This window comes from Comamonas odontotermitis, from assembly GCF_020080045.1.
Taxonomy (GTDB): Bacteria; Pseudomonadota; Gammaproteobacteria; order Burkholderiales; family Burkholderiaceae_C; genus Comamonas; species Comamonas odontotermitis.
The window spans coordinates 198,936-223,910 of the sequence record NZ_CP083452.1; the positions used below are offsets into that span (position 1 = coordinate 198,936).

20 protein-coding genes are annotated in these 24,975 nt (G+C 63.0%); 13 read left to right on the forward strand and 7 right to left on the reverse strand.

Annotation, left to right across the window (positions count from 1 at the left end):
• Window positions 1–571: 571 nt before the first annotated feature.
• Window positions 572–2,107: an ABC transporter permease/substrate-binding protein gene (locus LAD35_RS21185; protein ID WP_224152912.1), complete on the forward strand. Its 1,536-nt coding sequence runs from the start codon at window positions 572–574 to the stop codon at window positions 2,105–2,107.
• Between the two features lie 90 nt (window positions 2,108–2,197).
• Here the strand turns inward: LAD35_RS21185 and LAD35_RS21190 are convergent, their stop codons facing one another.
• The gene (locus LAD35_RS21190; protein ID WP_224152914.1) at window positions 2,198–2,566 is read right to left on the reverse strand and encodes an FHA domain-containing protein; all 369 of its coding nucleotides are present in this window, start codon (window positions 2,564–2,566) and stop codon (window positions 2,198–2,200) included.
• A gap of 279 nt (window positions 2,567–2,845) precedes the next feature.
• Between LAD35_RS21190 and recG the strand changes: the two genes are divergently transcribed.
• The 4 genes from recG (at window position 2,846) to ubiA (ending at window position 8,325) form a co-directional block, all read left to right on the forward strand.
• Window positions 2,846–5,056 carry an ATP-dependent DNA helicase RecG gene (gene recG / locus LAD35_RS21195; protein WP_224152916.1) on the forward strand — a complete coding sequence of 737 codons (2,211 nt, stop codon included), beginning with the start codon at window positions 2,846–2,848 and terminating at the stop codon, window positions 5,054–5,056.
• A 236-nt stretch (window positions 5,057–5,292) separates the two neighbouring features.
• A complete protein-coding gene (locus LAD35_RS21200; protein ID WP_224152918.1) occupies window positions 5,293–6,261 on the forward strand; it encodes a LysR substrate-binding domain-containing protein in 969 nt (322 codons plus the stop codon).
• Between the two features lie 166 nt (window positions 6,262–6,427).
• The gene (locus LAD35_RS21205) at window positions 6,428–7,387 is read left to right on the forward strand and encodes a phosphatase PAP2 family protein (protein WP_224153213.1); all 960 of its coding nucleotides are present in this window, start codon (window positions 6,428–6,430) and stop codon (window positions 7,385–7,387) included.
• Between the two features lie 50 nt (window positions 7,388–7,437).
• Window positions 7,438–8,325, forward strand: a complete 888-nt coding sequence (ubiA, locus tag LAD35_RS21210) for a 4-hydroxybenzoate octaprenyltransferase (protein ID WP_224152920.1) — start codon at window positions 7,438–7,440, stop codon at window positions 8,323–8,325.
• 218 nt (window positions 8,326–8,543) lie between these two features.
• On the opposite strand, the gene LAD35_RS21215 is transcribed toward ubiA, so the two are convergent.
• Together LAD35_RS21215 and proC are read right to left on the reverse strand one after the other, a co-directional pair.
• Window positions 8,544–9,824, reverse strand: coding sequence for an aspartate carbamoyltransferase (locus tag LAD35_RS21215; protein WP_224152921.1), 1,281 nt, complete (start codon window positions 9,822–9,824; stop codon window positions 8,544–8,546).
• A gap of 165 nt (window positions 9,825–9,989) precedes the next feature.
• On the reverse strand, window positions 9,990–10,823 hold the full coding sequence (gene proC / locus LAD35_RS21220; RefSeq protein WP_224152923.1) for a pyrroline-5-carboxylate reductase: 834 nt from the start codon (window positions 10,821–10,823) through the stop codon (window positions 9,990–9,992).
• A gap of 369 nt (window positions 10,824–11,192) precedes the next feature.
• On the opposite strand from proC, the gene LAD35_RS21225 reads away from it, so the two are divergent.
• Window positions 11,193–12,362: an ABC transporter substrate-binding protein gene (locus tag LAD35_RS21225; RefSeq protein ID WP_224152925.1), complete on the forward strand. Its 1,170-nt coding sequence runs from the start codon at window positions 11,193–11,195 to the stop codon at window positions 12,360–12,362.
• An 18-nt stretch (window positions 12,363–12,380) separates the two neighbouring features.
• Here the strand turns inward: LAD35_RS21225 and LAD35_RS21230 are convergent, their stop codons facing one another.
• The gene (locus LAD35_RS21230) at window positions 12,381–13,601 is read right to left on the reverse strand and encodes an esterase-like activity of phytase family protein (RefSeq protein ID WP_224152927.1); all 1,221 of its coding nucleotides are present in this window, start codon (window positions 13,599–13,601) and stop codon (window positions 12,381–12,383) included.
• 154 nt (window positions 13,602–13,755) lie between these two features.
• Here LAD35_RS21230 and aqpZ point away from each other — a divergent pair, with 154 nt between their 5' ends.
• Complete coding sequence (gene aqpZ, locus LAD35_RS21235; protein ID WP_224152929.1) at window positions 13,756–14,457, forward strand: aquaporin Z; 702 nt, start codon at window positions 13,756–13,758, stop codon at window positions 14,455–14,457.
• 39 nt (window positions 14,458–14,496) lie between these two features.
• Here aqpZ and LAD35_RS21240 read toward each other — a convergent pair whose 3' ends face one another.
• The 3 genes from LAD35_RS21240 to LAD35_RS21250 all read right to left on the reverse strand — a co-directional run bounded on the left by LAD35_RS21240 (window position 14,497) and on the right by LAD35_RS21250 (window position 18,284).
• On the reverse strand, window positions 14,497–15,756 hold the full coding sequence (locus tag LAD35_RS21240; protein ID WP_224149582.1) for an IS3 family transposase: 1,260 nt from the start codon (window positions 15,754–15,756) through the stop codon (window positions 14,497–14,499).
• 162 nt (window positions 15,757–15,918) lie between these two features.
• On the reverse strand, window positions 15,919–17,412 hold the full coding sequence (gene glpK / locus LAD35_RS21245; RefSeq protein ID WP_224152931.1) for a glycerol kinase GlpK: 1,494 nt from the start codon (window positions 17,410–17,412) through the stop codon (window positions 15,919–15,921).
• A gap of 110 nt (window positions 17,413–17,522) precedes the next feature.
• Window positions 17,523–18,284 (reverse strand): DeoR/GlpR family DNA-binding transcription regulator, encoded by a 762-nt coding sequence (locus LAD35_RS21250; protein WP_224152932.1) that lies wholly within the window; start codon window positions 18,282–18,284, stop codon window positions 17,523–17,525.
• Between the two features lie 229 nt (window positions 18,285–18,513).
• Between LAD35_RS21250 and LAD35_RS21255 the strand changes: the two genes are divergently transcribed.
• The 6 genes from LAD35_RS21255 to LAD35_RS21280 all read left to right on the forward strand — a co-directional run bounded on the left by LAD35_RS21255 (window position 18,514) and on the right by LAD35_RS21280 (window position 24,664).
• Complete coding sequence (locus tag LAD35_RS21255) at window positions 18,514–19,665, forward strand: ABC transporter ATP-binding protein (RefSeq protein WP_224153214.1); 1,152 nt, start codon at window positions 18,514–18,516, stop codon at window positions 19,663–19,665.
• A gap of 3 nt (window positions 19,666–19,668) precedes the next feature.
• Complete coding sequence (locus LAD35_RS21260; RefSeq protein WP_224152934.1) at window positions 19,669–20,754, forward strand: ABC transporter ATP-binding protein; 1,086 nt, start codon at window positions 19,669–19,671, stop codon at window positions 20,752–20,754.
• Window positions 20,751–21,641: a carbohydrate ABC transporter permease gene (locus tag LAD35_RS21265; protein WP_224152936.1), complete on the forward strand. Its 891-nt coding sequence runs from the start codon at window positions 20,751–20,753 to the stop codon at window positions 21,639–21,641. Before LAD35_RS21260 ends, LAD35_RS21265 begins: the two co-directional genes overlap by 4 nt.
• A gap of 14 nt (window positions 21,642–21,655) precedes the next feature.
• The gene (locus tag LAD35_RS21270; RefSeq protein WP_184705720.1) at window positions 21,656–22,468 is read left to right on the forward strand and encodes a carbohydrate ABC transporter permease; all 813 of its coding nucleotides are present in this window, start codon (window positions 21,656–21,658) and stop codon (window positions 22,466–22,468) included.
• Between the two features lie 51 nt (window positions 22,469–22,519).
• Complete coding sequence (locus tag LAD35_RS21275) at window positions 22,520–22,828, forward strand: DUF2160 domain-containing protein (RefSeq protein WP_224152937.1); 309 nt, start codon at window positions 22,520–22,522, stop codon at window positions 22,826–22,828.
• A 105-nt stretch (window positions 22,829–22,933) separates the two neighbouring features.
• The gene (locus LAD35_RS21280; protein WP_224152939.1) at window positions 22,934–24,664 is read left to right on the forward strand and encodes an ABC transporter substrate-binding protein; all 1,731 of its coding nucleotides are present in this window, start codon (window positions 22,934–22,936) and stop codon (window positions 24,662–24,664) included.
• Window positions 24,665–24,975: the final 311 nt, after the last annotated feature.

The window sequence follows — 24,975 nt, forward strand, 5'->3', positions numbered from 1 at the left end:
GGGTGTCGCATAACTCACTGCGCGCTACGCGCTCCCTTCAAACAGATGCGGCAAGCCAGATAACGAAGCACTGGCGCTCTGCGGTGCCAGTGCCACCCCGCAAACACCACGTCACAGGCGCATGCAAAAGGGATAAGCAAGCCGACAGCCAGACATCCATACGGGCCGAGCGTAGCGATGGCCCGGGTTGGTTCTCAACCCCCTTTTGCCTGCGCCGAGGAGCACAGGGTGTGGGCTGGGCAGTTGCACCGCAGAGTGCAACTGCATCGTGAACTGACTTACCGCATCTGTTTGGACGGAGCGCTGTAGGCACGTAGTGAGTTATGCGGTACAGCCCGCACCCGCGCACCGCAGGTTGCCTGTAGCGAAGCGAAGGGACGCGGGCAGCAGGGGCGCATCTTTGGCCCACCTTTCTGTGCGACAGAAAGGTGGGTCGCCCGCCGGGGCGAGACCCGGCCAGCAATACCCAATAGAAAACCATGCACCTGCGCCGCACCGCGCTGTGCAACCAACTACCACCCCAGCCTCACCACCTACAGGTGCACTCCCCACGACTTGCTATAGTGGCCCGATGAAGCGTGCCTACCCACTGCTCGTGGCCGCCCTGTCGGCCTGGTGTCTGCTGCTGTCTGCCTGGGCCCAGGCCGAGCCCTTGCGGGTGGGCTCCAAGCGCTTTACCGAGTCGTACATCCTTGCCGAAATCGTTGCGCAGACCGCGCGGGCGGCGGGCACCACCACCGAGGTGCGCCAGGGCCTGGGCAACACCGCCATCGTGTACGAGGCGCTCAAGAGCGGGCAGATCGACGTGTATGCCGAATACACCGGCACCATTGCGCAGGAGATCGTCAAGGACGCGGCCCATACCTCGCTCCCCGATCTGAACCGCGCACTGGCGCCGCTGGGGCTGGCGGTGGGGGTGCCGCTGGGCTTCAATGATGGCTATGCATTGGCGATGCGGCGCGATCTGGCAGACAAGCTGGGCATTCGCAGCCTGAGCGATCTGGCGCGCCATCCTACGCTGCGCTATGGGCTGTCGAACGAGTTCGTGGGCCGTGCCGATGGCTGGAAGGGCCTTGCGCAGCGCTACGGCCTGCAGGCGCAGCCGCAGGGGCTGGACCATGGCCTCGCCTACGAGGCCATTGCGCAGCAGCATATCGATGTGATGGACATCTACACGACCGACGCCAAGATCGACCACCTGGGGCTGTCGGTGCTGGCGGATGACCGCCAGTATTTTCCGCGCTACGACGCCGTGCTGCTGTACCGGCTGGATCTGCCGCAGAAGCACCCGGCTGCGTGGGCTGCGCTGCAGCCGCTCGCAGGCCGCATCAGCGAGGCAGGCATGATCCACATGAACGCGCAGGCAGAGCTGCAAGGCCAGGGTTTTGCGGCCATTGCGCAGCAGTTTCTGGCAGGTGGCGCCACGGGCGCTGCGCCCGCTACGGATACAGCCAGTGGCCGCGCCGGCTTTGCGGCACAGCTGTGGCAGCGCCTCGTGGCCGATGACCTGTGGCGGCTGACCGGCCAGCACCTGCTGCTGGTGCTGCTCTCGGTAGGGGCTGCGGCACTGATCGCAGTGCCTGCGGGGATTGCGTTGTTTCCGCACACGCGCCTGCGTGCGCTGGCGTTGGGAGCGGCGGGTGTCATGCAGACCATTCCGTCGCTGGCGCTGTTGGCCGTGCTGATTGCCGCGTTGGGGATGATCGGGCGTATTCCTGCGCTGGTGGCGCTGACGGCGTACTCCATCCTGCCTATCTTGAGCAACACCTGCGCGGGCCTGGCCGAGGTGTCGCCCGGCCTGCGCCACGCGGGATCGGCCCTGGGCATGACGCACCCGCAGCGCATGCGCTGGGTGGAGCTGCCGATTGCCATGCCCACCGTCATCGCGGGCATCCGCACTGCCTGCGCGATTGCCATCGGCACCGCCACCATTGCCGCCTTCATTGGCGCGGGTGGACTGGGCGAGCGGATCGTGACGGGCCTGGCGCTGAACGACAGCGCACTGATGCTGGCCGGTGCCCTGCCTGCGGCGGCACTGGCACTGCTCAGCGAACTGTTTTTCGAGCTGTGGGAGCGCTATCTGCGCCGCAAGCGCTTGCGGCGTTAGAGAGCCTCTGCAAAATCCTCGTCAGATGGGATGGACGCGGATCGCCCGAGGCCACGTTCAGCCCGCGGCAGGGAGTTTTGCAGAGAGTCCCTAGAGGGTGACATCTCCGGCACGTCCTTCCCGGCGCGCCGCCACACTGTCCATGCCCGGTGGACCGGAGGAGCCGGTGCGTACATGGATCAGGTAGTTGCCCACGCGCACCACGTCGCCCGTATACAGCACGCTGCGGCGCATCTGCAGGCCGTTGACGAAGATGCCGTTTTTGCTGCCGTGGTCTTCCACCGCGAGCACGCCAAAATGGCTGCTGTGCGTGAAGGCCGCATGGCGGCGGCTGATATCGGGTGAGGACAGCACGATGGCGCAGCCCGGCTCGCGGCCGACGCTGAACAGGCCGTCCTTGACGATCAGCGAATGCAGCAGTTGCGCATTGGCATCTTTGACGAGCAGTTCAGGCAGCATGGCAGACAGACCTTGTTGGAAGGGAGGCATTGCAGGGGCGCGCGCCACTCTACAAGGCATGGCTGCAATGCGCACCCTCCAATCGGAGGGGAACGCAGTAACAGATTGCATCTCCCTGAGGCTTGCACGGCACCCGTGGCATACAAAAGCCAGTGCAAAAAAGGCTGCAGGCGCTTGATGGACTGGCGCAGTCAGCTACCAATATGGGAGTGCTTTTACTGGATTTATAACCAGTGACTGTGCAAACCATGCCAGAATGTGCGGTGATTGAACCTGCCCATGCCTGCAACGCCCGCATCTCCTGCTGCTGACAGTGCCGCACCCAAGGCACGCAAACCCGGCCGCCCGCGCAAAGCGGCTGCGGCCGATGGCGGCGCAGCGCCGCCTGCCAAGGCAGTGGCAAAAAACCCGGCGCAGCAGGCGCTCGTCAAACTCGGGCTCACCCGCGATATCGATCTGGCCCTGCACCTGCCGCTGCGCTACGAAGACGAGACACGCATCATTGCGTTGCGCAATGCGCGCGACGGCGAGGTGGCGCAGATCGAGGCGACGGTCATCTCCAGCGAAATACAGATGCGCCCGCGCCGCCAATTGGTGGTGCAGGTGGAAGACGCCAATGGCGACCAGTGCGAGCTGCGTTTCTTCAGCTTCTACCCATCGCACCAGAAGACGCTGTCCGTAGGCGCCTCCTTGCGCATCCGTGGCGAGATCAAGGGCGGTTTCTGGGGGCGCCAGATGGTGCACCCGGCTTTCCGCCAGGCGGGTGGCGAGTTGCCGCAGTCGCTCACCCCGGTGTATCCCACCACGGCTGGCCTGCCGCAGCCCTATTTGCGCCGTGCGGTGATTGGTGGCTTGCAGCGCGCCGATCTGAGCGAAACCCTGCCGCCGGGCGCAGATTTGCCCTATGCCCGCTATTTGAGTGAAAACGGCAGATCGCGTGCATACAGTCTGCGTGAAGCGCTACAGTTTTTGCACCACCCGACGCCTGATGTATCGATTGCCGCGCTCGAAGACCACAGCCACCCGGCCTGGCAGCGCCTCAAGGCAGAGGAGTTGCTGGCGCAGCAGCTGTCGCAGCTGACGGCCAAGCGCGAGCGTGACCGCCTGCGCGCCCCGGCCCTGCAGGCCCGGCGCATGGAGGACGGCGGCCTCAATCTGCATGAGCAGTTTCTGGCGGCTCTGCCCTTTTCGCTGACAGGTGCCCAGCGCCGTGTGTGCGAAGAAATTGCCCGCGATCTGGCGCGCCATGTACCCATGCACCGCCTGCTGCAGGGCGATGTGGGCTCAGGCAAGACGATCGTGGCAGCGCTGTCGGCCGTCATTGCCATCGATGCGGGCTGGCAATGCGCGCTGATGGCGCCGACCGAGATTCTGGCCGAGCAGCACTTTGCCAAACTGGTGGGCTGGCTGGAGCCACTCCTGGCGCCGCGCGGCCTGAAGGTGGCGTGGCTGGCCGGTGCGCAGAAAAAAAAGGAACGCGCCGCCATGCTGGCACTGGTGGAGAGTGGCGAGGCCGCGCTGGTGGTGGGCACGCATGCCGTCATCCAGGAGCAGGTGCAGTTCAAAAAACTGGGTCTCGCGGTGATCGACGAGCAGCACCGCTTTGGTGTGGCGCAGCGGCTGGCGCTGCGGCAGAAGCTGCTTTCAACGGGGATGGAGCCGCATATGCTGATGATGAGCGCCACACCCATTCCGCGCACTCTGGCGATGAGCTACTACGCCGACCTCGATGTCTCGACCATCGACGAACTGCCGCCCGGCCGCACGCCGGTCGTCACCAAACTGATCAGTGACAGCCGGCGCGACGAGGTGGTGGCGCGCATTGCCGACCAGATCGCCCAGGGGCGACAGGTCTATTGGGTGTGCCCGCTCATTGAGGAGAGCGAGGCGCTGGATTTGAGCAACGCCACGGCCACCCACACCGATCTGAGCGAGGCTTTGCCCGGTGTCATGGTAGGGCTGCTGCATTCGCGCATGCCCACCGCAGAGAAAAAGGCGGTGATGGAGCTGTTCACCGCCGGCGTCATGGGCGTGCTGGTATCGACCACGGTGATCGAGGTGGGCGTGGATGTGCCCAACGCCAGCCTGATGGTGATCGAGCATGCCGAGCGCTTTGGCCTTTCGCAACTGCACCAGCTGCGCGGGCGCGTGGGGCGGGGCGCTGCGGCATCGGCCTGCGTGCTGCTGTATGCCGTGGGCGACAGCGGCAAGCTGGGGGAAACCGCCAAGGAACGCCTCAAGGCCATGGCCGAGACCAGCGACGGGTTCGAGATCGCCCGGCGTGACCTGGAGATCCGTGGCCCGGGCGAGTTTCTGGGCGCCCGCCAGTCCGGCGCTCCCCTGCTGCGTTTTGCAGACCTGGAGGCGGACAAGCACCTGCTGGAATGGGCGCGCGAGTTGGCGCCCGACATGCTGGACCGTTGGCCCGAACTGGCAGTCACCCATGTGTCACGCTGGCTGGGGGGCAAGGCGGAGTACCTCAAGGCCTGATTTCAGCCCCCTGTGATGCCGTTGCTTTTTGTCATAGCTATTTGTTTTTCTTATAAGCAAACGCTCGTAAACATTTACAATAGAGAATTCCTATTTTGTCCGTAGGACATTCCCAAACCGGTTTCGGCCAGAATAGGGTACAACTGTACGCTTGCGTCTTTCAGAATCTCAGCGCAGCGCTCTGTTCTCCGGAACCGAACGCATGTACTATTCAGCGATTCTTATAAAAAACCGACATGACACTTACAGAGCTCAAATATATTGTTGCCGTGGCACGTGAGAGGCATTTTGGCCGTGCTGCTGACGCGTGTTACGTGTCCCAACCCACTTTGTCGGTTGCGATCAAAAAGCTGGAAGAGGAACTTGAGGTCAAGCTGTTTGAACGCAGCGCCTCGGAAGTCTCCGTTACCACCTTGGGCGACCAGATCGTGCGTCAGGCGCAGATCGTGCTGGACCAGGCTGCGGCGATCAAGGAAATTGCCAAGCGTGGCAAGGACCCGCTCGCCGGCGTCCTGACGCTGGGCGTGATCTACACCATCGGCCCCTACCTGCTGCCCGAGCTGGTGCGCCAGTCGATCGAACGCACTCCGCAGATGCCGCTCATGATCAATGAGAACATGACGGCCAAGCTGCTGGAGATGCTGCGTACCGGTGAAATCGACTGCGCCATCGTGGCCGAGCCGTTCCCGGATACCGGTCTGGCCATGGCACCCCTGTACGACGAGCCCTTCTTCGCCGCCGTGCCCAGCGTACACCCGCTGGCCACGCGCGACAGCATTTCGTCGAACGAACTCAAGAACGAAACCATGCTGCTGCTGGGCGCGGGCCACTGCTTCCGCGACCATGTGCTGGAAGTCTGCCCCGAGTTTGCCCGTTACTCCAGCAATACCGAAGGCATTCGCCGCACGTTCGAAGGCTCTTCGCTGGAAACCATCAAGCACATGGTGGCTGCCGGCATGGGCGTGACCCTGGTGCCGCGCCTGTCGGTGCCCAAGGATGCGCTGGAAAAGGGCGTTCGCCGCCGTAAATCGGACGAAACCCACATCCGCTACATTCCGCTGACCGATGACTCCCAGGGCGAAGCGCCCAAGCGTCGCGTGGTGCTGGTGTGGCGCCGCAGCTTCACCCGCTACGAAGCGATTGCCGCATTGCGCAACGCCATCTTCGCCTGCAATCTGCCCGGCGTGGAGATGCTGCAGTCCTGAGCCTCTGCGCTTCGGCTTCGGTTCCTACCCGGCTTCCACACCACCCCATGCCAGGCCCGCCTGCATGGGGTTTGTTTTTGCCTGTCTACTCTCAATACCATAGCGTTTGGTGCTTTCCAGTCAAGCGCCAAAGGCGATTTTTACTGGAGGAATTGCATCCTTGCCTATGATGGCGGGCATGCGCTACCACCTCACCTTCCCGCATGCCTTCTCTCCATTGCTCTTGCGGGCTATGGGGCGCACCCCTGCCCGTGCGGCACCCTGGTGGCTGTGCCTGTCGCTGCTGCATGCGGGCTCGGTGCAGGCCATGGTGCCGGCGCAGGCTGCGCAGCAGGTGGCCGCGGGGCTGGCGCGCATCGATCCCTGGATACCGGCCTTGCTGTCGCTGTGGCTGCTGCTGGGTGCGTATTGTTGGATGCGGGCCACACGGCCTCTGCGTGCGCAGCGGCGGCTGCGCGCGCAACTGGGGGCCGGTGCGCCCGTGGCGCCGCCGCTGTCGCCATGGCCCCTGGCGGGTGCTGCGCTGTGCGTGGCGGCGGTGCTGTTGCTGGGGCAGGCGCTGGCCAACCCGGCCCACGCGCTGCATGCGCTCCTGGTGGGTTGGGACGAAGCGGCGCAACGGTGGTCGCAGCAGCATGTCAGTGTGTCGGTGCGCGCCTATCTGCGGCATGTGACGGATGTGGGCGATGTGCTGTGGCTGGGGACGCTGTCGGTGTTGGTGGCGGCGCTTCTGGCGTTGCGGCGGCGCTGGCTGCTCTTGCAGGTCTGGGTATTTGCCATCGGCTTGAATGGCCTGTCCACCCGGGTGTTGAAAAATGCCTTTGACCGGGCGCGGCCCGAGGCGCTGCACGAACTGGTGACCTCGGGCGCCAGCTTTCCGAGCGGCCACACGGCGGGCTCCGTCGTGGTGTATGGCCTGCTGTGGTGGCTGCTGCGGGGGCGCGTGCCACGCCGCTTCCGCACGGTGCTGGGCGCCGGGCTGGCGGTGCTGGTGGCGCTGATTGCCGCCAGCCGCATCTGGCTGGAGGCGCACTTTGCCAGTGATGTGGTGGCAGGGGGCTTGCTGGGCCTGGCCATCCTGGGCCTGGCGACAGGCGCGCTGGAGCGGGCCCGGGCGCAGTCCTGAAGAATCGAGAGCCTGCCTGGGATACCGCTTGCGCGCTATGCTGGGCGCCTATGTCAGCCGCACCCCGCCCCTCCGTTTCCCTGTCCGAGCGGTTTTCGCTCTACCTCGATCTGATCCGCTTCAACCGCCCTGCGGGCTGGCTGGTGCTGGTGTGGCCCACCCTGGTAGCGTTGTGGGTGGCGTCGGGCGGCTTTCCGGGCTGGCATCTGCTCATCGTGTTTGTGCTGGGCACCTTCCTGATGCGCAGCGCAGGCTGCTGTATCAACGATATTGCCGACCGCAAGTTTGACAGGCACGTCAAACGCACGGCGAACCGGCCCATCACCACGGGCAAGATCTCGGTGTTCGAGGCGGCCATGGTGGGCGTGGTGCTGGCGCTGGTCTCGCTGGGGCTCGTGCTCACCACGCGCGGGGAAGCGGTTGCCTGGTCGGTGCCTGCGGTGCTGTTCACCATCCTTTACCCCTTCACCAAGCGCTTTTTTTCCATGCCGCAGGCATTCTTGGGCATTGCCTTCAACTTTGGCGTGCTGATTGCGTTTGCTGCCGTTCAGGGCGCGGTGCCGCTCACGGCGTGGCTGCTGTGGCTGGCCAACATGTGCATGGTGCTGGCCTACGACACCGAATACGCCATGGTGGACCGCGACGACGACCTCAAGATCGGCATGAAGACCTCGGCCATCACCCTGGGCCGTTTCGATGTGGCCGCCATCATGGGTTTCTTTGGGCTGTGCCTGGTGCTCACCATTGTGGCCATCGCCCCTCAGCACCTGGGCTGGCCCTGGTGGGCAGGCGTGGCCGTGGCTGGGGGTCAGATGGCGTGGCACTACCGCCTGATCCGCACGCGTACGCGCGAAGGCTGCTTTACGGCCTTCAGCAAAAGCCACTGGATCGGTGTGGCGCTGTTTGCCGGGGTGGTGCTGGCGTACGCCATTCGCTGATTGCCCGGCAGGCCGCTATTGCGGCAAATACCAATGGCGGGAGTTGTGCATTTTTGCGATTTTTCCCTGTAAATTCATAGGCAAAGCACAGAAAAAAGCGGCCATCAATTGATGGCCGCTAACACTGGAGTCGCAGGAAAAAACCGTTAGATGTGGTAGTTGCTTGAGGACATGTTTAGAAAAAATGTCTCAAATCATGGTGTTGTGTAAGGCAGAGTTTAATCCAAAGTATCAAACACTGCATCGTCAGGGCCAACAAAAGCCGGAGAACGCCAGGTGACATCACGCAAATTACGTGTAATCTGGTTCTCCACGCCCATCAGAACCGCGAATAAAGCCATACGAACTGGTATGCCATTATCAGTCTGGCGGAAGATGGCCAGGCGCGGATCGAGGTTCAGATCGGTCGACAGATCGTTGGCGCCGGGGCGCGCATCACGCGGCAGCGGGTGCATGATGATGGTGTCGGGCTTGCAGACTGCATCGACCAGCGACTTCTGCACCTGGAACTCGGGTGTGTAACCTTCGATGTTTTCGCCGGCAAAACGCTCTTTCTGGATGCGGGTGGCGTACACCACGTCGGCGCCCTTGAGGTCCTGCAACGAGGTGGAGATTTCCACCACATGGCCGTTGGTGGAGGCCAGCTCCACCAGGTAGGCGGGCATTTCCAGCGAGGCGGGCGAGATCAGGGTGAATTTCATGCCCTTGTACAGCGACAGCAGGCGGATCAGCGAGTGCACGGTGCGGCCGTACTTCAGGTCGCCCACCATGGCGATGTGCGCGCCGTCCATCAGTTTGCCCAGGCGCGAGAACTCGCGCTGGATGGTGTACATGTCGAGAATCGCCTGGCTGGGGTGCTCGCCCGGGCCGTCGCCGGCATTGATGACCGGGATGTTGGTGGCGCGGGCGAATTCGGCAACCGAGCCTTGTTCGGGGTGGCGAATGACCAGGGCGTCCACGTAGCCGGCCATCACGCGGCTGGTGTCATAGATCGATTCGCCCTTGGCCATCGACGAGAAGGTGAAACCCGTCGTATCGCAGACCGAGCCACCCAGGCGGCTGAAGGCGGCGCCAAAGCTCACGCGGGTGCGGGTGCTGGCCTCGAAGAAAAGGCTGCCCATGACAGCGCCTTCCAGCACGCGGCACACCTTGTGGCGGCGTGCAATCGGCTGCATCACATCGGTAATGCGAAACAGCTCTTCGAGGCTTTCGCGCTCGAGTTGCGCAACGGACAGCAGCTGCGGACGGCCATCTGCCGACATGCGCTCGGCCAGCGGGCGGTTGTGCTTTTGCGTGTCGGTGCCTGCGGCTTCGCGCGAGAGGATTTCGGAGACAAACTTCTGCGCCATGTCAGGCATGGCGCGGGCTTCGCCCGAAGCCTCAGGCAGCAGCCATGTGTCCAGCGTGCGGCGGCGCACGCCCAGGCGCTCGGCAAATGCATCGCGCGTCAAGTTCAAACGGCGCATTGCGTCGCGGAGGAAATCCTGCTGGCTGTCCATGTGTGGGCTCCGGTAAATGGCGAACGGGCAGAATTATACGCTTTGCGTTTGTGTTTTGGTGAAAATATACGCTTTGCGTTTCATGGCGTTGCCAATGCCTGCAAAACCTTGATCCGAGGTGGCGCGAGCAGCCTTTCGTGTTGGACGGCCCACGCGAGAGGGGGCTCAGGCGCCGAATTCGTCGCCCAGCTCCACGGCGCGCTTTTCGGCAGCCTTCATGGCGGCGATGAAATGGGCACCCATGTGGCTGGCGCGCATGCTCTCCAGCGCGGCAAAGGTGGTACCGCCCTTGCTGGTGACCCGCTCGCGCAGCACGGCAGGCGGCTCGCTCGATTGCGCGGCCAGTTGCGATGCGCCGGTGAAAGTTCCGATCGCCAGTTGCAGCGCCTGTTCGGCAGGCAGGCCCATTTCGACGCCGGCTTGCTGCATGGCTTCCAGAAAATAGAACACATAGGCGGGGCCGGAGCCCGAGAGCGCCGTTACCGCATCGAGCTGCGACTCCTGCTGCACCCAGATGAATTGCCCGGTGGTGCCGATGATCTGCTCGACCAGCGCCTGCTGCGCGGGCGTCACGCCCTGCCGTGCAAACAGTGCTGTCATGCCCTGGCCCACCAGGGCGGGAGTGTTGGGCATGGCGCGCACGATGTGTTCGTTGGCGGCCCACTGGGCGATGGAGCTGCTGCGGATGCCGGCAGCCACGCTCAGGTGGAGGGCGTGGCTGGTGAAGGATGCGACTGAAGCGGCCGCATCCTTGAAGGTTTGTGGTTTGACAGCCCAGACCACGACCTGTGCACTGGCCAGCGCGCCGCCCGCCGCCGGCAGCGCAGTAATGCCAAACTGCTGCAGCAGCACGGCGCGCTGGGGCTCATAGGGCTCCACCACCATGATGCGTTCTGCGGGCACGCCCTGGCGGATCAGGCCGCCGATGATGGCACTGGCCATATTGCCGCCGCCGATGAAGGCAATGGGAGGGAATTGGGAAAAGTCTGTGGTGCTCATGAATGAAGGCCGATGGGCCGAAAAGAGGGTGGGGCTGGCATGGGCCAGCGCTTCTGTCGTTGACTATAGCGGCGGCAGCGGCACGGCCCAAGCGCTTCGTGCAACCCCCAAGTCGGCGGGCGGGTTTTTGCTATGCAATTTGACTGTTTTGCGCTCACCTGTCGTGCGCTGGAAGCTGATTTGCCTGTCTTCCTTCGCCACGGGTGAGTTCAGTGCGTGTTTGTTTGACATGCAGCAAGCTCGCCACACCTGGGATAGCGCTCGGTAGCGATTGAAATAACAATTAAGCAGAGATCGTAAACACCTTTTTAGTAAATTATTGCAATCCGATGGCGCCCAAGCTGCCACGCCCCACTTGGAGGAGAAGAGATGACGAGTTTGAATCGCAGGCATTTTTCGCTGCTGGCCGGATCTGCCGCTTTGGCGGGCCTGGGCTCGCTTCGCGCGCATGCGACAGATGCGCCGCTGGTGCTGGGCCAGTCGGCGCCATTTACCGGGCCAGCTGCGCAACTGGGTATCCAGTTCAACCAGGGTGCGAACCTGTTTCTGGAGCAGTACAACGCGCAAAGCGGCCAGCGTCCGGTGACGATTCGCCATCTGGATGATGGCTATGACCCCGAGCGTACGGCTGCCAACACGCGCCAGCTGATTCAGGAGCAGGTGTTTGCGCTGTTCGGCTACATAGGCACGCCCACGAGCCTGGCCGCACTGCCTCTGACGGCCGGCGATAACATTCCTTTCTTTGCCCCGTTCAGCGGAGCCATGTCATTGCGCAACCCATTCCGGCGCAATGTGTTCCATGTGCGCGCCTCGTACAACGACGAGACGGCACAGATCGTGCGCCACCTGACCACCATTGGCAACAACCAGATTGCGGTGTTCCATCAGAACGATGCCTATGGCCATGCGGGATTGGATGGCGTGACGCTGGCGCTGGCGCAGCTCAAGCTGCGGCCTGTTGCCACTGGTGTTGTGGAGCGCAATTCGGTCGATGTCGGCGCTGCCGTGCGCACCATCGTGGCTGCGCAGCCCCATGCCGTGGTGCTGATCAGCACCTACAAATCCTGCGCTGCCTTCATCCGTGCAGCGCGCAAGGCCGGTTTCAGCGGCACCTTCTACAACGTGTCCTTTGTCGGGGCAGAGGCCCTGGCCAATGAGCTGGGCAAGGAGGGCTCGGGCGTCGTGGTGTCGCAGGTCGTGCCTTCTCCCTCAAGCGGTTCGTCGGCCCTGGCGCGCGAGTACCAGGAGGCCATGCGCAAAGGTGGCGGGGGCGCGGCAGGCACCTATGCCAGCATGGAAGGGTTTCTGGCTGCCAAGGTGCTGGTGGAGGGCTTGAAGCGCGCCAAGTCGCCAACGCGCGAGGGTTTGATAGCTGGCCTGGAGACGCTGGATCGCCAGTCCTTTGGCGGCTTTGATGTCACCTTCACGCCGCGCAGCCACATGGGCTCGAAGTTTGTCGAGATGAGCATGCTGACGGCAGAGAAGCGGGTGATCGGCCTGGGGCCTCATGGCGACCCATCGCGCGCCATGGCTGCTTGACTGATAGCAAGGAGCCATTCAGCGCGAGCAGGATGGGGTTTCGGCCAGGGCGACGAACTGGGTCACTTCGGCAGGGTTGAAGTTGTTGTCGCTCACCAGTAGCAATACGCGTTCGCCGCTGGCAAGGCGCGGGCCCCAGGTCATGCCCTCGATGTTGTCCACGGTCTGCAGGCCTGCCTGGGCAAAGTCCAGCAGCAGTGTCTTGGCGGCTGGCTCGAACTGGCCGGGCACCAGTGCATCCATGGCCAGGGTGTCGGTGGTTTCGGTAGAAATGCGGTAGAGCCGCACCGAAAAGCCCGTGCCCAGCACGTAGGAGCGCTCCAGCACCAGCAGGTGTTTCGGCCCATCGGCCAGGATTTCGCTCACACCATTGACCGCCACCAGGGGCAGTGTCAGGTTGTCCAGAGGCAGGGCGTCGGGCACATAGGCGATCTGGCGCTGCGGCTGGCGCGTTGCCAAGTCGTACTGCGTGATGCGCAAGGGGCCGCCCGGCAGGCCGCGTGCGGGCAGCGGGCCATCCTGCTTCAGGGCGCCTTCCATGGCCAGCCACAGCGTTTTCTGGTCGTCACCGATGGCCATGCCTTCCAGCGTCATGTTGTTGCGCGGGCCGGTGCTGGAGCCCTTGTTGGCGGGCAACTGCAGTTGTGGCGGCAGCGGCCAGGCCTGCTGCCAGCGGCCATCGAGCGTGGCTTCGTTCACCTCCGGCCCAAAGCCTCGCGCAAAATCGCCTTCGCTGCTCCAGGCGAGGCGCTGGCTACCGGGCAGCACGCGCAGCGCTTCGGGGTCGGGCACGGCAATGCCTGCGCGTGCAGTGCGCCTGGAGGCGTAAGGCTGGCCATCGGGCGCGCCCAGGTAGCGGGCTTCGTCCAACTGCACGCTGTGCAGGCCGCCTGCATCGTAGTGGATACGGGCGGTGTAGAAGCGCGCGCTGTCATGCGCCGAGCGGTCATCGCTAACCAGGTAGTAGCGGTCGTCGGCGGTGTTGTAGTCGATGGACGAGAGGCCGCCCACCGGTACCCCGGCAAACTGCACATCCAGGCCCCAGCGCGTTTCACCCAGCAGGCGGAAGGAGGCTGGATCGGTGCATGGCAATGCGGGTGGCGAGGCATCGGCCTGGGTCTTCTGGCCGGTATCCGGCGCGTGAAACGGCGCATGGCCGCAACCGGCCAGGGCGCTTGCCACCATGGCAATGGCAAACCGGCGACGGCTTGTAGTAAAAATATGAGGGTTGTGCTGCATCTGTTGCTGGCGTATAAATTCTCGGGGACGCCACGGTACTACCCGGCAATTGTTCACATTTTCTCGGTGTTGCGAGGGTACAGGGGTTCCTATCATCGCGGCTGGAGGTGACAGCCATGAGGTGGCTGCGCCCGTAAATAAGAGGAGTGATGTAATGGCAACCCAAGCACAAAAGTGGTCGGCGGAATTTTTAGGAACCTTCTGGTTGACTTTCGGAGGCTGCGGCAGCGCTGTATTGGCCGCCGCGTTTCCACAGGTTGGTATTGGCCTCCTGGGCGTGTCGCTGGCCTTTGGCCTCACGGTGCTGACCGGCGCCTATGCCTTCGGCCCGGTCTCGGGCGGGCACTTCAACCCAGCGGTGTCGGTGGGACTGACAGTGGCTGGCCGCTTCAAGGCGTCTGAGCTGCCAGGCTACATCATTGCCCAGGTGCTGGGCGCGATTGCCGCCGCCGCTGTGCTGTACCTGATTGCTTCCGGCAAGGCTGGCGCCACGGTCACCGACCTGGCAACCAATGGCTTTGGCGAGCATTCGCCCGGTAAGTTCTCGATGGCGGCTGCACTGGTGACCGAAGTGGTACTGACAGCAGTCTTCCTGCTGGTGATTCTGGGCTCCACCGCGAAGAAGGCTGCAGCGGGCTTTGCAGGCATGAGCATCGGCCTGTGCCTGACCTTGATCCACCTGATCTCGATCCCCGTGACCAACACCTCGGTCAACCCCGCACGCAGCACCGGCCCTGCATTGTTCGGCCCATCGATCGCGCTGGAGCAGCTGTGGCTCTTCTGGCTGGCACCGATCGTGGGCGCTGTCATCGGCGCGCTGATCCACAAGGCACTGCTGGCAGGTCAGGAAGACTGAGCAGGCAAACGGCTGACTCGTCCTGTCATAGGTTGACACCTATTCGCGACTAATCTCCAGCCCAAGCTGGTTGGCGAGAGACGCCCGATGTACTGCATCGGGCGTTTTGTATTTTAGGGACAGGTGCGGCCGGCGCTCGTTGTACAGCCGTACCGATTCGCCCACCATGGTGCGGGCCTGCGAGAGATCGGCAGGTCGTTGCAACAAGTATTCCATCTTGAGGATTCCATTGACCCGCTCAGCCAGAGCGTTTTGGTAGCAATCGTAGCCATCGGTCATGGAGCAGGTGATGCGGTGGCGTGCATGGATGCGCTGGTATTGAGCCGAGCAGTACTGAACACCTCTATCAGAGTGGTGTACGAGCGGCTGATCTGTTCGCCGCTGACGCAGTGCCATCTTCAACGCTTGGCTGACCTGCTTGGTCTCCAGACTATCGTGCACGTGCCAGCCCACGATCTTGCGCGAGTAGGCATCGGTCACCAGGCTCAGATAGGCAGTCTTCTCCTTGGTGGGTAGATACGTGATGTCAGCGACCCATAGCTGCTCACAACCACTTGCCACTGTTTTGGTCGGGCCCTCCTTGAGTAGATTGGGGTGCCTGCGGTAGTGATGATGGCTATTGGTGGTCTTGTGGTACGCATGCCGTGGCAGCACCAGCATGCGTGCTTGGCGCAGGACAACGAACAGTGCATCGCGCCCGATCTGGATTCCCGCCTGTTCAAGCGGCGGCTTGAGCAAGTGCAGCAGTTTGCGCGTGCCAATGCGTGGCTGATGGCGCCTCTCTTCACTGGCCAACTCCACCACCGCCTTGTCCCGCTCGCTGCGTGCACGCTGGCAGACCAGGCGCTTGTAGTGCGCTTGGCGGCTGATTCCCATGTAGCGGCAAGCCCTCGTGACGCTTAACCCTTTGACGAGCTTTTGCGTGAGGACTTGCCCGCAGGCTTTTTTTTTGACTTGGACTCCGTAGTCGCGCTTGAGCACGTTCACTACCGCTTCAAAGAAGGCCGCTTTCTCGCGGGCTTCTTTCAGCTGCACTTCCAGCTCCTTGATGCGCTGCTCTGGAGTCAGCAGCTTGGGCGATTCAGGCATCTTCTGTAATCCTTTGCCCCTTGATGATGCAGCTTTCCAGTCCTGCCGTCCGTGCTTGCGAAGCCACACCAGTACAGTTGAGGCGCCCTGGATTCCGTACCGCTCATGGGCCTGCCGGTAGGTCAGCTCACCTCTTTCTACTTGATCGACTACTGCGAGTTTAAAAGCCAGCGTGTAGTCCCGTTGCGTTCTCTTAACCCACTGTTCCATTTGACTTTCCTTTCTGTTCTTCAGAAAGGTGTCAACCCAATTCAGGACGGGTCAGGCTCAATGCAAAAGGGATGCTGATGCATCCCTTTTTTTATGGGTTATTTTGCTCGCTGGCGCTTACCTATAAAGCGCAAATAGCTATCAAATTGATAGTAATGAGGTTTATTGCGCCGTGGTTTGGCGCACGGCCTGTTCCCAGCGGGCCATCAGGGCGTCGGCGCGGGCCTTGTCCTGGGTGGGGACGAAGCGGCGTTCAGCCTTCCACAGCGCCGACAGCTCGTCGGTGCTCTGATAGACGCCGGTGGACAGGCCCGCGAGGTAGGCGGCGCCCAGTGCGGTGGTTTCCACGCAGGCGGGGCGCACCACGGGAATGCCCAGCAGGTCGGCCTGGAACTGCATCAGCAGGTTGTTGACGCAGGCGCCGCCGTCCACGCGCAACTCGGTCACGGGCTGGCCGCCGTTGGCCACGGCGTCGCGGCTCATGGCCTGCAGCAGGGCGGCGCTCTGGTAGGCGATGGATTCGAGCGCGGCGCGGGCGATGTGGGCCAAGGTGGTGCCACGGGTGAGGCCGGTGATGGTGCCGCGTGCATCGGCATTCCAGTACGGCGCGCCCAGGCCGGTGAAGGCGGGCACCATCATGACGCCGCCGCTGTCAGGCACGCTTTCGGCCAGCTGCTGCACCTGGCCGCTGTGCTCGATGGCGCGCAGGCCGTCGCGCAGCCATTGCACCACGGCGCCACCGACGAAGACGCTGCCTTCCAGTGCGAACTGGGGTGCTGAGGATACCTGCGCGGCGCTGGTGGTCAGCAGGCCATTGCGCGAGGTCTGGAAGGTGCCTCCGGTGTGCATCAGCATGAAGCAGCCGGTGCCATAGGTGTTCTTGGCCATGCCTGCAGAGAAGCAGGCCTGGCCGAAGAGGGCGCTTTGCTGGTCGCCCGCCATGCCGCCGATGTGGATGGGCGCGCCCAGAAAATCGTCCGTGGTATCGCCAAAGTGGCTGGTCGAGGGTTGGACCTCCGGCATCAGCGAGCGCGGAATGCGCAGGAGTGCCAGCAGTTCGTCGTCCCACTGGTTGCTGTGCACATTGAAGAGCATGGTGCGGCTGGCGTTGCTCACGTCGGTTACATGGCGTTGGCCGCCAGTCAGCTGCCAGACGAGCCAGGTATCCACGGTGCCAAAGGCGAGCTCGCCGCGCTCGGCGGCGGCACGCGCGCCGGGTACGTGGTCCAGCAGCCACTGCAGCTTGGTGGCGGAAAAATAGGCGTCGACGAGCAAGCCGGTCTTCTGCTGGATCAGACCAGCATGACCGTCTTCGCGCAGCTGGGCGCATACGGGCTCTGCCCGCCGGTCCTGCCAGACCAGGGCATTGTGGATGGGCTGGCCGGTCTTGCGGTTCCACACCACGGTGGTTTCGCGTTGGTTGGTGATGCCAAGCGCCGTGATCTGGCTGGCACTGATGCCGCTTTTCTTGAGGGCCTCGCGCGCGGTGGCGAGCTGCGTGCCCCAGATCTGCAGTGGGTCGTGTTCCACATGGCCGGGGCTGGGGTAGATCTGTGGCAGCTCCTGCTGGGCCAGGGCGACGATGTTGCCGCGCACGTCAAACACGATGGAGCGGGAGCTGGAGGTGCCCTGGTCGAGGGCAAGCAAGTAGGTCATAGGTTTTCCGTGATTCATTGCGTGCTACGCACGTCGATGGCGCTGGAGCGGCCCGGCCAGCGCAGCCAGGCAAGGGCCGTCCCGCAGCGGCTCAGGCGGGTGTTCATATTTCAGGCCACGGTGCAGCGCACATTGGCGTCCTGCAGCAGGCGCGGAAAGGGCTCGGGCGGCGGCGCATCGGTGAAGAGGCGGTCAATGCGCGAGAGCGGCCCCACCTCCACCATGGCCGGGCGGCCGAATTTGCTCTGGTCGGCGGCCATCCACACTTCGCGGGCCTGCTCCATGATGGTCTGGGCCACTTTCACTTCTCTGAAATCAAAGTCGCGCAGACTGCCGTCTGATTCGATGCCCGAGATGCCGATCAGCGCAATATCGACGCGGAACTGGCGGATGAAATCCACCGCCGCCTCGCCGATGATGCCGCGATCACGCCCGCGCACCACGCCGCCGGCGACGATCACTTCGCAATCGGCATTGCTGCTGAGCGTGGCGGCCACGTTGAGGTTGTTGGTGATGACGCGCAGGCCGCGGTGCTGCATCAGAGCGCGGGCAATGGCCTCGGTGGTGGTGCCGATGTTCAGGATCAGCGAGCAGTTGTTGGGCACCTGGGCAGCCACCGCCTTGGCGATGCGCGATTTGCCGTCGGCATTGAGTGATTCGCGCTGGGTGTGGGCCAGGTTCTCGGTGGTGGAACTGGGCACGCGCACGCCACCGTGAAAGCGCACCAGCAGCCCCGTGTCTGCGAGCTTCTGGATGTCGCGCCGCACGGTTTGCAAGGTGACGCCCAGGATCTCTGCCAACTGCTCGACCGTGGCAGATTGGCGGCGGCGCACCTCGTCTATCAATTGGAGTTGTCGTGGATTGGTGTTCACAGCGCAGGAGGTGTTGATAGGGGCAGTGAGGAGGGCGTGGGTGCAGCAGGAGCCGTCTGCGGCAGTTTGCTCCCAAACACTGTAGATCGAATTAAAACGAACCCTTACTAGGGTAACTTTCTATTGGAGGCGCGTTCAAAAGAACAAAAATGAACGAATTCGAAAGCACGAGGCTTTCATTTTCACAGATTTGCAGGCTTGCTCTTTCATTCGGAGCAGAGAGGCGATGATGCAGCTGGTGTTGGAGAATGTGGTCCAACGGGTCGGAGGGCAGACATGGCTCTATCCGCTGGATTTATCGCTGCAGAGCAATGCTGTGACGGTGCTGCTGGGCGCAACGCAGGCGGGCAAAACCAGCTTGATGCGCATCATGGCGGGTTTGGACAAACCCGCTGGCGGCCGGGTGCTGGTCGATGGCCAGGATGTGACCGGCGTATCGGTGCGCCAGCGCGATGTGGCCATGGTGTACCAGCAGTTCATCAACTACCCTTCAATGACCGTGGCGCAGAACATTGCGTCTCCCTTGCGGCTGCGTGGTGACTCTGAAATTGATAGCAAGGTGCGCAGCCTGGCTGAGCGCCTGCATATCGATATGTTTCTGGATCGCCTGCCTGCCGAGCTCTCAGGCGGCCAGCAGCAGCGCGTCGCCCTGGCGCGCGCCCTGGCCAAGGACGCGCCGCTGATGCTGCTTGACGAACCACTCGTCAACCTCGATTACAAGCTGCGCGAAGGCCTGCGCGATGAACTGAGCCAGTTGTTCGAGGCAGGCCGATCCACCGTGGTCTACGCCACCACCGAGCCGGGCGAGGCCTTGCTCCTGGGTGGCTACACCGCTGTTCTGGACGCGGGCGAGCTGCTGCAGTACGGGCCGACGGCCCAGGTTTTCCATGCACCGCGCTCGCTGCGAGTGGCGCGGGCTTTCAGCGATCCGCCCATGAACCTGGTGACGGCCCAGGTGCAGGCTGGCGGCGCGCAGCTTGCCTTACCGCAAGGCGCCACGCTGCCGCTGCAGCAGCCATTGCCCGCAACCGCCACCACCGGCGAGGTGGTGGTGGGCGTTCGCGCGAGTGCGCTGCGCCTGCAGGAGCGCCCGGGCGACATCCATCTGCATGGCCAGGTGTACCTGGTGGAAATCTCCGGCTCGGACACCTTCGTGCATGTGCAGCTGCCCTGGGGTGGTTGGGTGGCGCAACTGACGGGTGTGCACAAATTGGCAGCCAATGAGCAGGTCAGCCTTTATCTGGCGACCGCTGACTGCTATGTTTTTGAGACGGAGCGTGCAGGCAACCAGGGCGGTGCCCTGCTGCAGCTGCCGCAACAGCAGCAACAGCCACAGCGGTCATCGTCGTCACAGTGGCCCGGTGCGGCGCAAGAGGTGTAAGCCATGGCTCGTATTTCCCTGGATCTGGCGCACGCCTACCGTCCCCACCCGCAGCAGGACAGCGATTACGCCCTGCTGCCGCTGCAGATGGAGTTTGCCGACGGCGGCGCCTATGCGCTGCTGGGCCCGTCGGGCTGTGGCAAGACGACCTTGCTCAACATCATGTCGGGCCTGCTGACGCCATCGCACGGCAAGGTGCTGTTTGACGGGCGCGATGTGACGCAGGAGAGCCCGCAGCAGCGCAATATTGCCCAGGTGTTCCAGTTTCCGGTGATCTACGACACCATGACGGTGGAGCAGAACCTGGCCTTTCCGCTGCGCAACCGCAAGGTGCCGGAGGCCGAGATCCGCAAGCGCGTGGGCGCCATCGCCGAGATGCTGGAGATGAGCGGGCAGCTGAACCAGCGCGCAGCCGGCCTGTCGGCCGATGCCAAGCAGAAGATATCGCTGGGCCGGGGGCTGGTGCGGCCCGATGTTGCGGCGGTGCTGTTCGATGAGCCGCTGACGGTGATCGATCCGCACCTGAAGTGGCAGTTGCGCCGCAAGCTCAAGCAGATTCACCAGGAGTTCAAGCTCACGCTGATCTATGTGACCCATGACCAGGTGGAGGCGCTGACCTTTGCCGAGCAGGTGGTGGTGATGTCGCGCGGGCGGGTGATGCAGGTGGGCGCGCCCGAGGCCCTGTTCGAGCGCCCGAGCCATACCTTCGTCGGGCACTTCATTGGCTCGCCGGGCATGAATTTCCTGCCCCTGCAGTGCCGGGATGGCGCCATATGGGTGGCAGGCCAGCGCATGGCCGTGCCTGCAGGGCTGGAGGGTGCTGCCGCCGCGCAGCAAGCCCTGCATCTGGGTATACGGCCTGAATACATGCGCCTCGCGCCCGCAGGCTCCGCCGGTGCCGTGCCCGCGCAGGTCCAGCGCGTGCAGGATGTGGGCACCCATATGCTGCTGACCGCTGCCGTGGACGGCAAGGCCCTGAAGGCCCGGTTCATGGCCGACACGGCGCTGCCCGCGCCTGGCGCCACGGTCTGGCTGGAGGTGGTGAACCCGCACACCTGCTACTACCGCAATGAGGAGCTGATGGCATGAACCCCTCCAACAAGCCGGTCAACCAGAAGGCCTGGTGGCTGATCCTGCCGGTGATCCTGTGCGTGGCCTTCTCCGCCATCCTACCGCTGATGACGGTGGTGAACTACTCGGTGCAGGACATCATCGACCCCGAGCGGCGGGTGTTCGTCGGCACCGAATGGTTTGCGGCGGTGATGCGCGATGAAGAGCTGCATTCGGCGCTGTGGCGGCAGATCACGTTCTCGCTGGCAGTACTGGCGGTGGAGATTCCACTGGGTATTGCGCTGGCGCTGGCCATGCCGGCCAAGGGCTGGAAGTCGTCTGCCGTGCTGGTGGTGGTGGCACTGTCGCTGCTGATCCCCTGGAACGTGGTGGGCACCATCTGGCAGATCTATGGCCGTGCCGATATCGGCCTGCTTGGCCACACTCTGCAGAAGCTGGGTATTGACTACAACTACACCGGCAGCGCCTCGGATGCGTGGCTCACGGTACTGGTGATGGATGTGTGGCACTGGACACCCCTGGTGGCGCTGCTGTGCTACGCCGGGCTGCGCTCCATTCCCGACGCCTATTACCAGGCGGCGCGCATCGATGGCGCGAGCAAGTTTGCCGTGTTCCGCTACATCCAGCTGCCCAAGATGCGGGGCGTGCTGATGATTGCCGTGCTGCTGCGCTTCATGGACAGCTTTATGATCTACACCGAGCCCTTTGTGCTGACCGGCGGCGGGCCGGGCAATGCCACCACCTTTCTGAGCCAGTACCTCACGCAGAAGGCTGTGGGCCAGTTCGACCTGGGGCCTGCGGCGGCGTTCTCGCTGATCTACTTCCTCATCATCCTCTTGTTCTGCTTTGTGCTCTACAACTGGATGCAGCGCGTAGGCACGCAGGAAGCAGAGGTGGAGCAATGAGCGCGGGAGCTGACATGAACGACAAGCGGTTTCACAAGCGCAGCATCTTCCTGGTGCTCTACATCGTGTTCGCACTGCTGCCCATCTACTGGATGGTGAACATGAGCTTCAAGACGAACGAGGAGATTCTTTCGAGCTTCTCGTTTTTCCCGCAGCAGTTCACCTGGTCCAACTACGTGCGCATCTTTACCGATGAGTCGTGGTATTCGGGCTATATCAACAGCCTGATCTATGTGGCCATCAACACGGTCATCTCGCTCACCGTGGCTCTGCCTGCGGCCTATGCCTTCTCGCGCTACCAGTTTCTGGGCGACAAGCATGTGTTCTTCTGGCTGCTGACCAATCGCATGACGCCGCCGGCCGTGTTTCTGCTGCCGTTTTTTCAGCTCTACAGCACCGTGGGCCTGATGGATACGCACCTGGGCGTGGCGCTGGCGCACCTGTTGTTCAACGTGCCGCTGGCGGTCTGGATTCTGGAAGGCTTCATGAGCGGCATTCCGCGCGAGATCGATGAAACCGCCTATATCGATGGCTACTCCTTCCCGCGCTTCTTTCTGACCATTTTCTTGCCGCTCATCAAGGCAGGTGTGGGCGTGGCGGCGTTTTTCTGTTTCATGTTCAGCTGGGTGGAGCTGCTGCTGGCGCGCACGCTGACCAGCGTGAACGCCAAGCCCATCGTGGCAACCATGACACGCACCGTGAGCGCCTCGGGCATGGACTGGGCCACGCTGGCGGCTGCGGGTGTGCTCACCATCGTGCCTGGCGCCATCGTGATCTGGTTTGTGCGCCACTACATCGCCAAGGGCTTTGCGATGGGTCGGGTGTGAGGCAGGGCGATGCGGACGCCATGGGCATCGGAATGAAAGAGGAGAAGCGCCATGTTTGACTGGATGGTCTGGACCACCCCGGTGGCGGTATTTTTCACCTGCATCGTGCTGATGTTGATCGGCATGACTGTATGGGAGCTGAAGTCACCCACCACGCTGCGGCGGGGCTGGCTGCCCATTGCCACCACGCGCGGGGACCGGCTCTTCATCGGGCTTCTGGCAGCCGCCTACTTCAATCTGATCTTTGTTGGCATTGCAGGCAAGCTGCAGGAGTGGATGTCGCTGGAGGCAGAGCCTTCGGTGTGGATCAGCTTTGTCCTGTCGATGCTGCTGCTCGCATTGATCATGCGCAAGGGCTAGTCGCAGGCAGAGAGAGATCGAACGGTATTTTTCAACGTATCCGGCTCTCCGCCTCCCCGGAGCCGCGATCGGACACCCCGGGGAAGCGCCACCTAGGAGACATTCATGAAGATGCGATACACAGCATTGGCGGCGGCAGCGGCGATGCTCGCCATGCACGGCGCGTGGGCCGCAGAGGCCGATGCCAAGAAGTGGATTGACGGTGAGTTTCAGCCCTCGACCTTGAGCAAGGACCAGCAGGCGGCCGAGATGAAGTGGTTCATCGATGCCGCCAAGAAGCTGCAGGGCAAGGGGGTGAAGGAGATTGCCGTGGTGTCCGAAACCATCACCACCCACGAATACGAATCCAAGACGCTGGCCAAGGCTTTCGAAGAGATCACCGGCATCAAGGTCAAGCACGACCTGATCCAGGAAGGCGATGTGGTCGAGAAGCTGCAGACCTCGATGCAGTCGGGCAAGTCGATCTACGACGGCTGGATCAGTGATTCCGACCTGATCGGCACGCACTACCGCTACGGCAAGATGATGAACCTGACCGACTACATGGCAGGCGCGGGCAAGGAGTGGACCAATCCGGGCCTGGACATCAAGGACTTCATCGGCACCAAGTTCACCACCGCGCCCGACGGCAAGCTCTACCAGCTGCCCGACCAGCAGTTTGCCAACCTGTACTGGTTCCGCGCCGACCTGTTCGAGCGCAAGGACCTGAAGGACAAGTTCAAGGCCAAATACGGCTATGACCTGGGCGTGCCGCTGAACTGGAGCGCCTACGAAGACATTGCCGAGTTCTTTACCAACGATGTCAAGCAGATCGATGGCAAGCCCATCTATGGCCATATGGACTATGGCAAGAAGGACCCATCGCTCGGCTGGCGCTTTACCGATGCCTGGCTGTCGATGGCGGGCTCGGCCGATATCGGCAACCCCAACGGCATGCCGGTGGACGAATGGGGCATCCGCGTGGCCGATGACAAATGCACGCCGGTTGGCGCATCGGTGTCGCGCGGCGGCGCCACCAACTCGCCTGCGGCCGTCTATGCGCTCACCAAGTACATCGACTGGATGAAGAAATACGCGCCCAAGGAAGCCATGGGCATGACCTTTGGCGAGGCCGGTCCCGTGCCCGCTCAGGGACAGATTGCGCAGCAGATCTTCTGGTACACCGCCTTTACCGCCGACATGACCAAGCCCGGCCTGCCCGTGGTGAATGCCGACGGCACCCCCAAGTGGCGCATGGCCCCCGGTCCGAACGGACCCTATTGGAAGCAGGGCATGCAGAACGGCTACCAGGATGTGGGCTCGTGGTCCTTCTTCAACGGCCACGACGCCAACAAGACCGCCGCTGCCTGGCTGTACGCGCAGTTCGTCACCTCCAAAACCGTATCGCTCAAGAAGACCATTGTCGGCCTCACGCCGATCCGCGAGTCGGACATCCAGTCCAAGGCGCTGACCGACATGGCGCCCAAGCTCGGTGGCCTGGTGGAGTTTTACCGCAGCCCGGCCCGCGTGGCGTGGACGCCGACTGGCACCAACGTGCCCGATTACCCCAAGCTCGCGCAGCTGTGGTGGAAGAACGTGGCCGAGGCTGTGACCGGTGAAAAGACGCCGCAGAAGGCCATGGACAACCTGGCGGATGAAATGGACAACGTGATGGCCCGCCTGCAACGCGCCGGCATGGCCCATTGCGCGCCCAAGCTCAACCCCAAGGGAGATCCCAACAAGTGGCTGAGCGATGCGCATGCGCCCTGGAAGAAACTGGCCAACGAAAAGCCCAAGGGTGAAACCATTGACTACAACAAGCTGCTGAGCGCCTGGAAGGAAGGCAAGGTGCGCTGACATGAGCTGCTGCTGACATCACCCTGCAAACCGGCAACTGCAGACTGGCTGCAGAGGCAAGACTTAACGCCCAGGTCCCGGGGCGCAGGGGGTGTTGGTGGCGCTTGGGCCGCGCGGCAGCGAGGCGGGGCAAGGCGATCCTTACCGCTGGCTGGTGACCGTGCGGCACTGACGGCGCAATGTTAGAAACTCAAAAACGATAGCTGTCAGCGCAAGGTAGTACACATTTTGGGCTATAAAAATATCTAAAACTCCATAAAAACAAGCGCAGACAGCTCTTCTTTTTATCAACCGCGACATCTGTCCTTGAA